Here is a 17,509-nt window from a genome sequence, read left to right on the forward strand (position 1 = left end):
AAAAGCCCTTTTGCTATTATTAAAGAAGAAAATAATATTAGTATACTATTATTACTTCAGTAAAATAACAGGAGGGCTTAAATTATATATATTTGTAAACGATGTGAATTTATGTAGAAATAAAATATGTTATAAAAATAAGTAACATATGTTATAATACAAAATGTGAGTAAATATACTTTTTTAATTCTACAATACTAGTATTGTAGAATATTTACTTTTATCTATAAACAGGGAGGTGTGAAAATGGCTTTAACTAATAAAATTGAACAAAGACAGACTCAGAAATTAAGTATATCCAATAGAATTGTTCAATCCTTGAAAGTTTTGAATATGGGTCGACATGAACTTGAAGAAGCTGTTGAACGTGAATCGGAATGTAATCCGCTGTTAGAGGTTAATATAGATAAAAATGAGGTAGACTGGGAAAAGTATTTCCTTGATGAGAGAAAAACAATAAACTTTGATAGAAATAATGTAGAGTATAATGACGAGCATGACTTTAACTTTGAAAATCTGACACCAAGTGTATATAGTATATACGATAGCCTATATGCCCAAATAAATATAATGGATATATCTAAAATGAAGAAAAAAATATGTAAGTATTTAATAGATAGTTTAGATAAAGACGGTTATCTAAGAGAAGATGAATCTACAATTGTAAGGAAGTTTGGTATATCTAAATATTTTCTTGAAGAGTGTATAGAAATATTACATGGTCTAGAACCAGCTGGAATAGGAGCTAGAAATCTTCAAGAATGTATAATACTTCAATTAAGACATTGTGGAATAAATAATAAAAAATTAGAAGATATGATAAATTGTGATATAAATCTTATAGCCAATCTAAGTATCCAACAACTAGCTACAAAGTACAGGCTTACAAAAGAAGAAGTTGTAGAGTTTATAGAATTTATAAAAAGCTTGGAGCCAAAACCAGCAGATATGTCTAGTGAAAAAGCAACAGTCTATGCATATCCTGATGTATATGTGGAAAAAGTTGATGGAAAATCAGTTGCAAAAGCTTACAATGAAAAAAAGATGCAACTTGGAGTAAATTCATATTACAAAAACCTTCTTTTGTCTACAGATGATACAGAAACAAAAAAATATATAAAAGAAAAGTTAAATTCAGCTCAAAAATTGATAAATGATGTTTCAGAAAGAAGCACTACTGTTGTAAATATTGCAAATAGTATAATAGATGCTCAAAGAGATTATTTTGATAAAGACGGAGATTTAAAACCTCTTATGATGACAGAGTTGGCAGAAAAACTAAATTGTCATGTATCTACTATTAGCAGAGGGGTAAGCGATAAATATATGCTTACTGAAAAAGGAATGTATGAACTGAAGGATTTCTTTACAAATGCCTATGAAAACGAAGATGGAGATGTGGTATCTTCAAACTCTATAAAGGTTAAGATTAAATCTATTATAGACAATGAAAATAAGAAAAAGCCTTTAAGCGATAAAAAAATAGAAGATTTGCTAAAAGAAGATGGAATAGACATTGCTAGAAGAACGGTAGCAAAATATAGAGAAGAACTTGGATTTTTGGGTTCTTCAAAAAGAAAACAATTATAATACAAGAAAAAATAAAGATAATTATCTTAAAAAACAGCAAGCATATAATATGCTTGCTATTTTTGTATAATAAGTGTATTATCTAGGTAGGGGCGAATTGTGTCCCTAAATAAAATAAAGAAAGATAGTACATAAATGATAATTAAAATATTGAGATTACAATGGGTATAAACGTATTGCAAAATATTTCATAGTATAAAAAAATAAAAAAATAAAGTTTTTGCAAAAAAGGTATTGCACTTTTTGTCCCACAAGTATATAATTATAGATGTGGGACAGATAAGAAATATCTGGGACACGATAAAGCCCGTACTAGAAAGAGGGGAATAAATGAAAAGCTTGATAGAAATTCAAAAGAAGATAATTCCACAGGCTATTGAGTTGATGGAAAAGAGGTATGCAATACTTAGACAAATCTCCATAAGTCAGCCGATTGGAAGAAGAATGCTATCAAATATTCTCGACCTAAGTGAAAGAACAACTAGAACAGAGATAGATTTTTTAAAAGAAAAGAATTTAATTAATATAGCTGTTTCAGGGATGACAATTACCGAAGAAGGAAAAGAGATTCTTGAAAGGTTAGATGGCGTCATGGGTGAGATAATGGGAATATCTGATTTAGAAGTGAAGTTAAGAGATAAGCTAGGAATCAACTATGTTGTTATATCGAAGAATGTAAATGGTACAGAAGATATGATAGCAGAAGGAGTTGCAAAATGTGCAGCAAAGTACATTTTAAAAAATCTTGGTCCTCATGATAAAGTAGCAATAGCGGGTGGAACAACAATGAGAAGAATTGCTGAAAATCTTGTAAAGGATAAGGATAACGAAGAAGGATTTGAAGATGTTATACTTATGCCAACAAGAGGGAGCGTTGGATCTGAAATAGAGATTCAGGCAAACAGCATAGCAGCACTTGCAGCAAAGAACTTGGGAGCAGGAGTAGAATTTTTATATGTTCCTGATGAGTTAGATGGCAGTGCGAGAGAAACACTGATGTCAATTCCAGATGTAAGAAGAACTCTTGATCACCTTAGAGTATCAGATAAAGTGGTATTCAGTATAGGTAGAGCCGATATGATGGCTAGAAGAAGAGGAATGTCTGAAGAAGATATAAAAGCATTGACAGACAAAGGAGCCATAGGTGAAGCTTTCGGATATTATTTCGATAAAAATGGAGAAATAGTGATGAAGCTCAATACAGTGGGAATTGATATAGAAATGTATAAAAATGCAAAAGATGCAATAGTGGTCTTTGCAGGAAGTGAAAAAGTAGAATCCTTTTTAGCATTATATAAGTTGAACAAAAATCTTACTTTAATAGTAGATGAAGAAAGTGCTAAAGAGATACTTAATAGAATAAGTTAACAATTAATTAAAATATTATAAACAAAAAAACATTTTGGAGGTATTATTATGGTAAAGGTAGCAATTAACGGTTTTGGTAGAATAGGTAGACTTGCATTAAGAAAGATGATGGAACAGACTGATAAGTTCGAAGTAGTAGCAATAAACGACTTAACAGATGCTCATACATTAGCTCACTTATTCAAGTATGATACAGCACAGGGTAGATTTGATGGTGAAATAACTGTTGAAGAAGGTGCTTTTATAGTAAACGGTAAGGAAATAAAGGTTGTTTCTGAAAGAAACCCTGAAAATCTTCCATGGGGAGAATTAGATATAGACATCGTTCTTGAATGTACAGGTCTATTTGCTTCAAAGGAAAAGGCAGAAGCTCATATAAAGGCAGGAGCTAAGAAGGTTCTTATATCTGCTCCAGCAACAGGAGATCTAAAGACAATAGTTTACAATGTAAACTCTGACATAATAGACGGAAGTGAAACAGTAGTTTCTGGTGCATCTTGTACTACAAACTGTTTAGCTCCAATGGTTAAGGTATTAAACGACAAGTTTGGTATAGTTGAAGGTCTTATGACTACAATACATGCTTATACAAATGACCAGAATACTCTAGATGGTCCTCACAAGAAGGGTGACTTAAGAAGAGCAAGAGCTGCTGCAGAAAATATAGTACCAAACACTACAGGTGCTGCAAAGGCTATAGGTCTTGTTATACCAGAGTTAGCTGGTAAGCTTGACGGTGCTGCACAGAGAGTTCCAGTATGCACAGGTTCAATAACTGAATTAGTTTGTGTACTTGACAAGAACACTTCAGTAGAAGAAGTCAATGCTGCTATGAAGGCTGCTTCAAATGAATCATTCGGTTATACTGAAGAACCATTAGTATCAAGTGACATAGTAGGTATCAGCTATGGATCATTATTCGATGCTACATTAACTAAGGTTATGGAAGTAAACGGAAAGCAGTTAGTTAAGACTGTTGCTTGGTATGACAATGAAATGTCTTACACATCTCAGTTAATAAGAACATTAGGATTATTAGGAAGCTTAGCTAAGTAATAAACTTAAATTATAGATATAAAAATAAATCTGGTTTGAAGGCTATCAATGATAGATAAAGCCTCGTAGACTCCAGTGAACAATTAGTCCGAGGGTGTAGATTTCTATTACCCCGGACTTTTTTTAGACATAGATTGCCAGAAAAATGGAAAATATCTTTTAAAATTTAAAAATATAGTATATCTATTTGCAAATTTTAGACATAATAGCATTAAAAGTGATACACCAATTGTACTTTTAAAAGCATTTTGAGCTATAATACTTTTTAAAACAGTAAATGTTTGTAAAATATGTCAAGGAAATACTATATATGGTATAATTATGTATGTAAACGATAGAAATATCAATGATATCGGTAAAATACAAAATAAAGGAGAATTATTATGACAATGCTAAACAAAAAGACTATTGAAGATATCGATGTAAAAGGTAAAAAGTGCCTAGTAAGATGCGACTTTAATGTTCCACTAAAGGACGGAAAAATAACTGATGAAAACAGATTAGTAGGAGCAATGCCAACAATTAAGTATTTAGTTGACCACGGTGCAAAGGTAATACTTTGTTCACACCTTGGAAAGCCAAAGGGAGAAGCAAAACCCGAACTTTCTCTAGCTCCAGTAGCAAAGAGATTATCAGAAATGCTTGGTAAGGAAGTTGTATTTGCAGCAGACGACAATGTAGTTGGAGAAAATGCCAAGAAGGCAGTTAGCGAAATGAAAGATGGAGATGTAGTTCTTCTTGAAAATACAAGATATAGAGCAGAAGAAACTAAGAATGAAGAAAACTTCTCAAAGGAATTAGCTTCATTAGCAGAAATATTTGTAAATGACGCTTTTGGTACAGCTCATAGAGCTCATTGTTCAACAGTAGGTGCAGGACAGTTCTTACAGGAAAGAGTATGTGGATACCTTATTCAGAAGGAAATAGACTTCCTTGGATCTGCAGTTGAAAATCCTGAAAGACCTTTCTTAGCTATATTAGGTGGTGCTAAGGTAAGTAGTAAGCTTGGTGTTATAAACAACTTATTAGACAAGGTTGATACACTTATAATAGGTGGTGGAATGGGATATACATTCCTTAAAGCATTAGGTCATGAAATAGGAACTTCTTTAGTAGAAGAAGATAAGATAGATTATGCAAAGGATATGATGGCTAAGGCTGAAGAAAAGGGCGTTAAGCTATTATTACCGATAGATATAGTATACGCAAGTGAATTTGCAGAAGATGCAGAACCACATATAACTGAAGGTAGAGATATACCTGCAGGAAATATGGGACTTGATATAGGACCAAAGACAAGAGAATTATTTGCAGAAGCTGTAAAGGCATCTAAGACAATAGTATGGAATGGACCTATGGGAGTATTTGAATTTGAAAACTTTGCAAAGGGAACTAAGGCTATAGCGGAGGCTATGGCAGAAGCAGATGCTACTACAATAATAGGTGGTGGAGATTCTGCAGCAGCTGTTAATCAGATGGGATTTGGAGATAAGATGAGCCATATATCAACAGGTGGTGGTGCATCTCTTGAATTCCTTGAAGGTAAGGAATTACCAGGTATAGCAGCATTAGATAATAAGTAATACCCAAAATGTTTATAAGGTAGAAAGTCTATAATTATGGACTTTCTACCATCAAAATCATTTTTAATAATATATAAAATCTCTTAGTTTAGTTACTGGGAGAAATAAAAAGGAGATTAGACATGAGAAAGCCAATAATTGCAGGAAACTGGAAGATGAATAAGACTATAAAGGAAGGCCTTGAATTTATAGATGGAGTAAAGGGAAAGACAGAAGGAGATGTAGAAGTATTAATCTGTGCACCTTTTACACTATTAAAGGATTTAAAGGAAGCTACAAAGGGAACTAATATAAAGATAGGTGCTCAAAATATGCACTTTGAAAATTCAGGTGCGTTTACAGGTGAAGTAGCTCCTGGAAACCTCGTAGAATTAGGAATGGACTATGTAATTATAGGACACTCAGAAAGAAGAGAATACTTCAATGAAACTGATGAAACTTGTAACAAGAAGGTTCTAAAGGCTATTGAAGTTGGTATAAATCCAATACTTTGCTGTGGTGAAACTCTTGAAGAAAGAGAAGCTGGAAAGACAATAGAAAAGGTTAAAGGTCAGATAGTTAATGGTCTTAAGGATGTTAAGCCTAAAGATCTAGAAAAGATTGTAATAGCATATGAACCAATCTGGGCTATAGGAACTGGAAAGACTGCTACAGCAGAACAGGCAAATGAAGTAATTGCTGAAATAAGAAATGTAGTAAGAGAAATGTTTGGCGAACTAGCAGATAAGGTAAGAATACAATATGGTGGAAGTGTTAAGCCAGCAAATGTTGCAGAAATAATGGGACAGTCAGATATAGATGGAGCATTAGTAGGTGGAGCATCATTAAAGCCAGCGGATTTCTTAGGACTATTAAAGTTTTAGTTAACCGTATTTGTTAGTGAGATTTTAATAAGTAAAGGAAAGATTATAATGAAAAAACCAGTAGTTTTAACAATAATGGATGGTTTTGGTTACACTCCAGATGTTGAAGGGAATGCAATAGCACTTGCAGGAACTCCAAATCTTGATGCACTTTGTAAGGAATATCCACATACATTAATAAATGCAAGTGGACTAGATGTAGGTTTACCAGACGGACAGATGGGAAATTCTGAAGTCGGACATACAAATATAGGTGCAGGTAGAGTAGTATACCAAGACTTAACAAGAATAACAAAAGCAATAGAAGATGGAGATTTCTTTATAAATAAGGAACTTGTTGCTGCAATGGAAAATGCAAAAGACAAGAGTCTTCATATATTGGGTCTTTTATCTGATGGTGGAGTACATTCTCATATTAACCATTTAATAGCTCTTTTAGATATGGCTAAGAAAAATGGTTTAAAAAATGTTTATGTGCACGCATTTACAGATGGTAGAGATACAGACCCACAGAGTGCTAAATCTTATGTAGAAAAGGTTCAGGCGCATATGGATGAAATAGGAACAGGTAAGTTTGCTTCTGTTTCTGGAAGATACTATGCTATGGACAGAGATAAGAGATGGGAAAGAGTTGAAAAGGCATATGATGCAATAGTTGAAGCTAAGGGCAACACAGCTGAATCTGCAATCAAGTGTATAGAAGATTCATATGCTGCAGGAATCAATGACGAATTTATAGTTCCAACAGTTATCTTAGAAGATGGAAAGCCAGCTGGAAAGGTAAATGAAAATGATTCTGTGATATTTTTCAACTTTAGACCAGATAGAGCTAGAGAAATAACTAGAGCAATAACAGATAGAAAGTTTGATGGATTCAAGAGAACATTAGTAGCTACTAAGTTTGTTTGTATGACAACATATGATGCAACTATGGAAGATGTATCAGTAGCATTTGGTCCAGAAGACATTGTAAATACACTAGGTGAATACCTTTCAAAAAATGGAAAAGAACAGCTAAGAGCTGCTGAAACTGAAAAGTACGCTCATGTTACTTTCTTCTTTAATGGAGGAAAAGAAGAAGCCTACAAGGGTGAAGATAGAATACTTGTACCTTCACCAAAGGTTGCAACTTATGATCTTCAGCCTGAAATGTCAGCATATGAACTTTTAGACAAGGTTTTAGCTGCAATTGATGAAGACAAGTACGACTTTATAGCTGTAAACTTTGCAAATCCTGATATGGTAGGACATACAGGAGTTATGGAAGCAACAGAAAAGGCAATAAAGACAGTTGATGAATGTGTAGGAAAGCTATTTAAGAAGCTTCTAAGTATTGGTGGAAGTGGTATAATTACTGCCGACCACGGTAATGCAGAACTTATGATAGACAAGCTTACAAAGAGACCTATAACTTCACATTCAACAAATCCAGTACCATTTATAGTGGTAGGAGATGAATTTAAAAATGCTGAACTACTAAGTGACGGTAGATTATCAGATATAGCTCCAACAGTGCTTTCTATGATGAAGATGGAAAAGCCAAAGGAAATGACAGGTCACAGTTTAATAAAGTAATAATAAAAATGGTTAACTAATTAATATTATATAAATTAGAATAAATATATATGCAATCAAGGGATATAGCTACATTAAATTAACAATAGAACTTTTACAAATTTACCCATCATTCATTTGATAAAAGCTGTAGTCTATAAACCTAGTTTGTATATGTTTTAGAGAATATTTAAAAATAAATAAGTTTTGATTTGAGAGGAGAGACAATATGTCAGCTATTGAATTAGTATATGCAAGAGAAGTATTAGACTCAAGAGGAAACCCTACTGTAGAGGTAGAAGTAATACTTGAAAGTGGAGCTCAGGGAAGAGCAATAGTTCCATCAGGAGCTTCAACAGGACAGTTTGAAGCAGTTGAACTAAGAGACGGAGATAAGAGTAGATACCTAGGAAAGGGTGTTTTAAACGCTGTTGAAAATGTAAATGAAATAATCGCACCAAATGTAGAAGGTTTAGATGCTTTTGATCAGCCAGGAATAGATGCATTAATGTGTGAATTAGACGGAACTCCAAATAAGGGTAAGCTAGGAGCTAATGCAATATTAGGTGTATCACTAGCTGTTGCTAGAGCTGCTGCAGACGAAATAGGTCTACCTTTATTCCAGTATATAGGTGGAGTAAATGCTAAGCAGTTACCAGTACCTATGATGAACATCTTAAATGGTGGAGAGCACGCTGACAATAATGTTGACGTTCAGGAATTCATGATTCTTCCTGTAGGTGCTGAAAACTTTGCAGAAGCACTAAGAATGGGTGCTGAAGTATTCCACTCACTAAAGAAGGTTCTTGCTGAAAGAGGACTAGCTTGTGGTGTAGGTGATGAAGGTGGTTTCGCACCAAACCTTGGATCAAACAGAGAAGCACTAGAACTTATAGTAGATGCTATAAAGGGTGCTGGGCTAGAACCAGGTAAGGACGTTATGCTTGGTATGGACGTTGCTTCTTCAGAAATGTACAATGCTGAAACAGGTAAGTATGAATTAAAGGGAGAAGGAAAGGTTCTTACTTCAGAAGAAATGATAGATCTATTTGAATCTTGGGTAAATGAGTTCCCAATAATCACAATAGAAGATGGTCTTGACGAAGAAGACTGGGACGGATGGAAGAAGCTTACTGAAAGACTTGGAAAGAAGATTCAGTTAGTAGGAGATGACCTATTCGTTACAAATACAGAAAGACTAGAAAGAGGTATAGAAAGAGGAGTTGCAAACTCTATACTAATAAAGGTTAACCAGATAGGTACATTAACTGAAACTCTAGATGCTATAGAAATGGCTAAGAGAGCTGGTTATACAGCTGTTATATCTCATAGATCTGGTGAAACTGAAGATACTACAATTGCTGACATAGCAGTTGCAGTAAATGCAGGACAGATAAAGACTGGTGCTCCATCAAGAACTGATAGAGTAGCTAAGTACAACCAGCTATTAAGAATAGAAGAAATAATTGGTGAAAACTCAAGATATGAACAGTTAAAGTCTTTCTACAACTTAAATAAGTAATAATAAAGACGGATTGATTAATTATAAATTTCAATACTTCTATGTACACTATAGTTGTAAGATTGAAGAATAAATATAAATTTAGCATATAAAGGGAGATGCCAAAAGGCATCTCTTTTTATATGCAAGTATATAAGCGTCATATCTATTAGCAAGTGAAAGTTTATTGAATATATTTAAAATAAATTAACAATAAAATACAAGAATGTAATCTTCATAATAAATTCATAGGAACTTCTATAAAAAAGTGATATCATGGGCTTGAAGAAGGGATTTATATTTCTTCAAAATATTTGGCGGGGGTGGTTTAAGTGAAGGGAACAGTTAAGAAAACTGATTTTTACGGAATTATTTTATTTATTGCTTTTATATTTTGGAGTATACTTACTTACTACATTTATGAAAAGAATAGTTACTTAGGTAGAATGTTAAATGCTTGGGGACTAATGGCCCTTTTGTTTGGAGAAGCTTTTGTCAAATATAAGTTTGATAAGGGAGAAATAATAAGAATAAAAGATAAAAAAACTAAAGAATAAACACAGGTATTTATAGTTAAGGAGTTTGCCTAAATTTTTATTTTGGCAAACTCTTTCTATGTTTATAAGATAAAAGTGTATAATAAAAGTTATTAATGTAAAATCTAACTAAAATACATAATAAAGCTAGATAATATTAAACAATTATATTATAATATTAAAAAAATATATTTTTGAGATATTTTATTATTATATTGGGTATTTGAAACAATGAAATGCAGTTTATATTTAAAATGTCGACTTTTATTTTAAATGCATGAAACAATAATATTATTTTGAATCGAGGCGGTGTTTATGACAAGCTACAGAAATCCGTATTCTAGAGATGGAAAGACTATACTTTTTACCACTCAGAATGCAAAATCTTTAAAGGATCTTGAAGAAACAGGAAGATTTATTAATAAGATGGAGTACATACAAAGAAATTTAGGAGATATATCTCCTCACTTCATCAAGTGTTATGACTGGTTTGTTTCAGAGGCTTCAAAGAGGATAAGCAAGCCAGAAGATGTAAAATATCACATATGGTGTTCTGTAAGTGCAAGAAATTGCATGCGACCTTATGGAAATGAGTTAGGCTATGTTATAGAAGTTCCAAATGACGAAATTATATTTTTTAGTGGACTAAAGTGGGATTATGTTTTGAATCTTCATTATGTACCCAAAAATGAAGAGGATTTGAAAGCATATCAAGAAGATATTAAAAATAGAGGATTTAGGAATTCCTTTGAATTTATTGAAGGTAGATACAAAGGAATGTATCCCGATGAAGTAAAAAGGATCAAAGACAGTTGGTCTGGAGTTTTCGATATAGAAAGATGGAATGTATTTGATGTACAGGCTAATATATGGCATATAAAGAAAGAATGGGTTAAGTGCATTATAAAGCCTGGGGAACAGATTCCCAAAGAATATATTATGGACTAATTTTTAATAGACTTCTCGATAAGAAAAAAGAATATCTAAAGGCACAGTAAAATTTATATAGGACTTTTTTAGAAGAATTATATAGTGAGGATTTTTAGAAATAAAAAGTTTCATATGGCTATTGAAATTATTGTATTTCAATGTTGTATATGTTATAATTAATTTTGAGTTATTACGTTAGGAATTATGATGATTAACGAGGAGGATATTATGTTAGGAAATATATTGATGGCTATTCAGGTAGCTTTAAGTATAATAATGATTATAGTTGTATTACCACAGGAGAGTAAACAGACTCAGACACAGGTATTTATAGAAGATTCATCTTCTCAGGCATACTTTAAGCCAAAGGGAAAAGAAGCGTTCTTGAATAAAATGACTAAGATAGTGTCTGTGTTATTCTTCATAAATGCAATAGCCTTAGTAATTGTTATGAAATAATGAATTCAAACACCCTTGCAATCTCAGATTGTAGGGTGTTTTTTTACTCAATATATAGTTTTCTGACGTAAAATGAATTTATAGGCATAAGCCTTTGTGGGAAAAATTAACAAAAAAAGTAACTTTAGGATAATAAAGTTATTTTAAAATATATTTTAGAGAAATACAAATTAAAATATTGGTATTTTAAGTTAAATATAGAATATAATTATGATGCTAGTTAGTTGTAAATAATTACAATAGTAGGTATAATTTATATAGTAGGAATAGGAGGTACAGTTATGTTACCGAATGATATAAAAGAAAAAATAATGGGGCTTATAAGTGAAGATTCTTATAAAGCTATGAAAAGAGAAGATTTTAACAAGATATTCGTTGAAAATCCAGTAGATTTAGATGAATTTACATCAATACTAGATGAAATGGCAGAAAACGGAGAACTGTTTATTAATAAAAGGGGAAAGATAGGAAGTTTGGAAAGCTACTCAATGGAAAAGGGAAGATTTTGTTCCACAAAAAGAGGGTTCGGCTTTGTTGAATTTGACAGTGTAGAAAGGGATATCTTTGTACACGAAGAAGATAGAAACGGTGCTTTTGATGGTGATACTGTAATAGTGAAAATCACCAAAAGACCTTCTGGAGATAAAAGACCTGAAGGTGTAATCGTAAAAATTCTAAAAAGAGCAAATGAAAAAGTTGTCGGACTTTTCAGAAGTAGTGGCTCTTTTGCCTTTGTAATACCAGATAATAAAAAGTTGGACCAGGATATTTTTATCCCTAAGCGTTTCTTTAGTGGTGCAAAGGACAATGATAAGGTAGTATGTCAAATAGATGTGTGGCCTGCAGATGGAAAGAAACCAGAGGGCAAAATAATAGAGGTAATAGGACAGTCAGGAGAAAGATATGTTGAAATAGACTCTATAGTTAGAGCTCATGGTTTAAAGGAATCTTTCCCAGAAAGAGTAGTTAAGCAGGTCAAGAAGATAGCAGACCATGTTAGAGAAGACGAGCTTAAGGGAAGGGTTGATTTTAGGGAAGAACAGATATATACAATAGATGGTGATGACTCTAAAGACTTTGATGATGCTGTAGGTGTAGAAAAGCTTGATAATGGAAATTATAGACTAGGTGTTCATATAGCAGATGTTACTCATTATGTAACTGAAAATTCACCTCTTGACAGAGAGGCACTTGACAGAGCTACATCAGTTTATCTTGTAGATAAGGTGATACCTATGCTTCCTAAGGAACTTTCAAATGGAATATGTTCTCTTAATCCAGGAGTAGATAGACTTACACTTTCATGTGTAATGGATGTAAACCCTAAAAATGGAAAAGTTGAAAGATATGATATAGTAAAATCAGTTATTAATTCAAAAGCAAGAATGACATATACAGAAGTAAGTGATCTTCTTGAAAATGATGACCCTAAGATGAGGGTGAAGTACGAGGACTTTATTGAAAATCTAGAAAATGCAAAAGAATTAGCAGCGATACTTACTAAGAGAAGAGAAAAAAGAGGAGCAATAGATTTTGATTTTCCAGAATCTAAGATAATACTAGACAAAAAAGGATATCCAGTAGATATCAAAGAATACGAAAGAAGAGTTTCAAATAAAATGATAGAAGAGTTTATGCTTCTTGCCAATGAAACAATAGCAGAAGATTTCTTCTGGAAGGAACTTCCTTTTGTATATAGAGTTCATGAAGACCCAGATGATGAAAAGGTAGAAAGATTGAGAAATTTTATCAGTGAATATGGATATAGAATGAACAGATCTAAAAATGGTGTTCAACCTAGAGATCTACAAAAGATATTAGAAGCTATAGAAGACAGAGAAGCAAAACAGGCAATAGGTACTATAATGTTGAGAACTTTGAGACAGGCTAGATATTCACCTGAGTGTATGGGACATTTTGGTCTTGCAGCACAGTATTATACACATTTTACTTCTCCGATTAGAAGATACCCAGATCTTCAAATCCATAGAATTATAAAGGAACAGCTTGAAGGAAAGCTTAGCCATAAGAGAATAAAACATTATTCTGAGATATTGGAAGCTGTAAGCAATCAGTCATCAACTCAAGAGAGAGAAGCGGAACTTGCAGAGAGAGAAGTTGATGATTATTACAAAACAGTATATATGAGCGACTTTATAGATGAAGAGTTTGAAGGACATATATCTAGTATTACTTCATTTGGTGCATTTATAGAGCTTCCAAATGGAGTAGAAGGATTAGTTAGAATACAGGATTTACCTGATTATTTCGACTACTTTGAATCCTCAATGACCTTAGTAGGTCAAAACACTAATGCAGTGTTAAAGCTAGGTCAAAAAGTCAGAGTAAGGGTATCTAATGTAGATATTCCTTTAAGGGAGATAGATTTTGAGTTAGTAACAGACATTTTTAATAAAAATGAAAACTGTTAGTTTTAATATTTTAAAATGAGTTTAGAAAAATAAATAAATGAGAAAATTGAAATAAAAACATATAAGTTAACTTTAATTTAATAATTCTGCTTTATACTAGATATGCGTGTGTGTATCTAGTATAAAATTGCGAAAAAAGAAGGTGTAAAAAGGCTGAATAATAAACTACTTAGCTTTATTACTAAATGTACTTAATAATACTGTTATTATATTTAATATTGTACTAAAAAAGTTAGAAATATTTCCAATTAAGTGCATTTAATATATATATAGATACTAAGAATTTGAAATTATAAACCTTTTAGTTGGTTTTAAAAAATAAACAATTAAATATTATGAAGGAGTTATACATGGAAAGGAAAAAAATAGATAATATACTTGCTTATCTGTGCTATACACTTGGATTTGCGGCTTTGGCGGCTATTATAGCTACTATTTTGTATTTTAATAACAAGAGCTTGGTATATATGGGGGATGCTCTTGTTCAGCAATATCCGACACAGTTTTATTTAATGAAAACTCTCGGCAATTTATTAGATGGAATAAAAACCTTTAACTTCAATATTGGACTAGGTCAAGATGTGCTTTTTACATATCATTACTATGGTCTTACAGATCCAATAAACATTTTCTTGGGAATATTCAGCTGGGCTGATCCGAATCTTCTTTATTATTGTGGATTTGGAATAAGAATGTACATTGCAGGGATAGCTTTCATTGCAATGTGTATACACTTTAAAAGAAATAAAAAGGCAATGGTATTAGGAGCTTTTATTTATGTGTTTTCAAACTTCTGTTTATCAGCAGGTGTAATGTATCCTTATTTTATTAATACAATGATATATATGCCTTTGATGATAATAGCAGTTGATAAGCTTATAAAAGAAAATAAAATTGCTTTATTTATTTTTGTGTCTATACTTTCAATTTTTGTGAACGTATATTTAGCATATATGATTGCTGTAATAACATTAATATATGCATTTGTAAGTATAGTTTTTGAATTTAAGAAAAATGGATTTTTAAAAACTTGTGAAATATTTGGAAGAGGTATTTTAAGTTATATTATAGCAGTGGCAATATCTGGAATAATAGTTCTTCCTATTACATATGCATTTTTAACAAGTATAAAAAGCAGTGGTATATCGTATAATCTGCCTGTATTTGCGGGACAAAACGATATTTTTAAATATTTTATAGAAATGTTCCAAGTGCCAAGTGTTGAAAACTTTGCTCTTGTAGGAATATCTATAATTACTTTATTTGCAGTAATAAGCCTATTTATGAATAAGGGCAAGGGCAAGCTTAAATTTTTACTTATATTAATGCTGTTTTTGATAACTATGCCAGTTCTTCAGAGTATAGTTGCAGGAGCCCTTTACGGAAATCATAGATGGTATTTTGTTGAGATTCTACTTCTAGCATATATATTTGTAGATCAATACGACAATATATTAAATGCAGAGTCTAGTAAAAAGTTTGCAATGTATTTATTAGTTACACTATATATTGTTCTAATAACTTATATAAATGTAGAAAATTCTTTGGCAAAGAAACTTAGCTATATGGACTTTGAGTTTTTAAAGCCTTTGGCAGTTTCTCTTATAGCCATAATTTTTATGCTTATTCTAGCAATTAAGAAGAAAAAATTAAAAAACTATTTATTTATGGCATTTACTTTTTTATCACTAGCAGGAAGTATAGTAATATACTCTTATGAAAGTGGAAATAGCAAAATGATTGCTAATTTTAGTGAGTTAGGCAAACTTGTTAATGATAGAACTGTAGAAACAGTATCCAATGTAACTAGTGGAAGTCTCGAAAGGGTAGATAATGATAATCCGAATAGCTTTAATTTATCGGATATATATGATTATCCATCTACTTCAATTTACTATGGATTAGAAAATAAAAATCTTGCCAAGTTTAACTTTATTTATAGAAATGCGATGGCATCTCCTATAAATAGAATGCATAATTTTGATGGACGTGCGATCTTGGATGATATAATGTCTGTTAAGTATTATATTGCTTGGGGAAATAGCAAGGCACCATATGGCTTTGAAAAAATGGGAGATGGAAATCTATATGTAAATAAAAACTATATACCTTTTGGATTTACTTATTCTAAATATATAAAGCCTTATGAGGTAGCATCAATGAACGTTTTAGACAGGCAAGAAGCGCTTCTAAAAGCCTGTCTCCTGGAAGGTAATATAGGAGATGTAAAGCACCTTGAATCAGGCGTACTGAGTGATTTGAAGCTTAAGAAAACAGATATTGACTATGAATCGGACTTTAAGGGAAGAGTTAGGGGAAATGATGGTATAGATTTGAAATTAGAATACGACCTGCCATACAGTGGTGAGTTGTATTTAAAGTTGCCAGATGTAGATGCAATTAAAGGAGTTGAAAAGCTGAATATAAAATCAAATAGCAGAAAGGCTACAATAGATCTGACTAAGCCATCTTCTCAGTGGTATATAGGTGAAAAAGATATAATTATAAATTTAGGTTATTTTGAAAAGGGCAAGAGAAATCTTGAAATAAATTTGCCTGCAGATTATGATTTTAATATGCAGGATTTAAAACTAGAATGTAGATCGGTAGACAACTTAGAAGCTGAAACTAGGGAACTTGCTAGAGAACATCTTAAAGATATTAAGCTAAATAATAATGGCTTTACTGGAAATATAGCAAATGAAGGATATAAATTGATGTTTATATCTATACCTTATGATGAAGGTTGGACTGCTATAATAGATGGAGTAGAAAGTAAAATATATAAGGCTAATGAAGGTTTTATGGCAGTAAAGCTTGAACCAGGAGAGCATACAGTAGATTTTAGATACAAGAGACCTCTTCAAACAAGCGGATATATAGTATCTATTCTCGGAATAGTTGCTTGCTTCGTATATGTTAAGAAAAGAAAAGATCTTGCATATGAAAAAAGAAGAAAATTGAGAATAAAGATGAAAAGAAAAGGCAAAAAGTATCCAGTAGGCATAGAAAAAAATTCTAAAGAAGAAAAAGACATTGAAAAAAATAAAGATAAATAGTTTATAAATGTTAACTTACTGCTACACATTTGTGTAGCAGTATTTTAATAAAATTGAAAAAATATAGCTACATATGATAAAATGATAGTAAATCAAATTATGAAAGGAAGTGATACTATGGCAGGTAAGAAAATTTTGGCTACAAATAAAAAGGCTAGACACGACTATTTTATAGATGAGGTCTATGAATGTGGAATAGAGCTAAAGGGAACAGAAGTAAAGTCTATAAGAAACGGAAGAATAAATCTTAAAGAAGGATATGCTTCAGTAGACAATGGAGAAGTATTTTTAAAACAGGTTCATATAAGTCCATATGAGCATGGAAATATATATAATGTGGATCCACTAAGAGTAAGAAAGCTACTTCTTCATAAATATGAAATAAGAAAACTTATAGGTGCGACTACTATAAAGGGGTATTCGTTGATACCTATGAGTGTATATCTAAAAAGAGGCAAGGTTAAACTTGAGCTTGGCTTGGCAAGAGGTAAAAAGCTTTATGACAAAAGACAGGATCTTGCAAAAAAAGATGCACAGAGAAGAATTGAAAGAGAAATAAGATCAAGATATTGATTTTT

Annotated in this window: 13 protein-coding genes; all 13 read left to right on the top strand. The window is 31.9% G+C overall.

The window, feature by feature from the left end:
• Positions 1-246: 246 nt before the first annotated feature.
• Entirely contained in the window at positions 247-1,590 is a 1,344-nt protein-coding gene (gene rpoN, locus BMY82_RS03155) for an RNA polymerase factor sigma-54 (protein WP_091974591.1), read from the top strand.
• Between the two features lie 330 nt (positions 1,591-1,920).
• Entirely contained in the window at positions 1,921-2,958 is a 1,038-nt protein-coding gene (locus BMY82_RS03160) for a sugar-binding transcriptional regulator (RefSeq protein WP_091974592.1), read from the top strand.
• Positions 2,959-3,006: 48 nt separating this feature from the next.
• A complete protein-coding gene (gap, locus tag BMY82_RS03165; protein WP_091974593.1) occupies positions 3,007-4,014 on the top strand; it encodes a type I glyceraldehyde-3-phosphate dehydrogenase in 1,008 nt (335 codons plus the stop codon).
• Positions 4,015-4,397: 383 nt separating this feature from the next.
• The gene (locus BMY82_RS03170) at positions 4,398-5,597 is read left to right on the top strand and encodes a phosphoglycerate kinase (protein WP_091974594.1); all 1,200 of its coding nucleotides are present in this window, start codon (positions 4,398-4,400) and stop codon (positions 5,595-5,597) included.
• Between the two features lie 122 nt (positions 5,598-5,719).
• On the top strand, positions 5,720-6,460 hold the full coding sequence (gene tpiA, locus BMY82_RS03175) for a triose-phosphate isomerase (RefSeq protein WP_091974595.1): 741 nt from the start codon (positions 5,720-5,722) through the stop codon (positions 6,458-6,460).
• A 48-nt stretch (positions 6,461-6,508) separates the two neighbouring features.
• Entirely contained in the window at positions 6,509-8,035 is a 1,527-nt protein-coding gene (gene gpmI, locus BMY82_RS03180) for a 2,3-bisphosphoglycerate-independent phosphoglycerate mutase (RefSeq protein WP_091974596.1), read from the top strand.
• A gap of 208 nt (positions 8,036-8,243) precedes the next feature.
• Positions 8,244-9,536 carry a phosphopyruvate hydratase gene (gene eno / locus BMY82_RS03185; RefSeq protein WP_091974597.1) on the top strand — a complete coding sequence of 431 codons (1,293 nt, stop codon included), beginning with the start codon at positions 8,244-8,246 and terminating at the stop codon, positions 9,534-9,536.
• 311 nt (positions 9,537-9,847) lie between these two features.
• Positions 9,848-10,072, top strand: a complete 225-nt coding sequence (locus tag BMY82_RS03190) for a hypothetical protein (protein WP_091974598.1) — start codon at positions 9,848-9,850, stop codon at positions 10,070-10,072.
• A gap of 294 nt (positions 10,073-10,366) precedes the next feature.
• Positions 10,367-10,999 (top strand): DUF3841 domain-containing protein, encoded by a 633-nt coding sequence (locus tag BMY82_RS03195; RefSeq protein ID WP_091974599.1) that lies wholly within the window; start codon positions 10,367-10,369, stop codon positions 10,997-10,999.
• A gap of 210 nt (positions 11,000-11,209) precedes the next feature.
• Complete coding sequence (secG, locus tag BMY82_RS03200; RefSeq protein ID WP_180366714.1) at positions 11,210-11,440, top strand: preprotein translocase subunit SecG; 231 nt, start codon at positions 11,210-11,212, stop codon at positions 11,438-11,440.
• Between the two features lie 281 nt (positions 11,441-11,721).
• The gene (gene rnr / locus BMY82_RS03205) at positions 11,722-13,872 is read left to right on the top strand and encodes a ribonuclease R (RefSeq protein ID WP_091974600.1); all 2,151 of its coding nucleotides are present in this window, start codon (positions 11,722-11,724) and stop codon (positions 13,870-13,872) included.
• Positions 13,873-14,222: 350 nt separating this feature from the next.
• Positions 14,223-16,931 (top strand): YfhO family protein, encoded by a 2,709-nt coding sequence (locus BMY82_RS03210; protein WP_180366715.1) that lies wholly within the window; start codon positions 14,223-14,225, stop codon positions 16,929-16,931.
• A 117-nt stretch (positions 16,932-17,048) separates the two neighbouring features.
• Positions 17,049-17,504, top strand: coding sequence for an SsrA-binding protein SmpB (gene smpB / locus BMY82_RS03215; RefSeq protein ID WP_091974602.1), 456 nt, complete (start codon positions 17,049-17,051; stop codon positions 17,502-17,504).
• The last annotated feature ends 5 nt before the right edge of the window (positions 17,505-17,509 follow it).

Source organism: Peptostreptococcus russellii, from assembly GCF_900110295.1.
GTDB classification, from domain to species: Bacteria; Bacillota; Clostridia; order Peptostreptococcales; family Peptostreptococcaceae; genus Peptostreptococcus; species Peptostreptococcus russellii_A.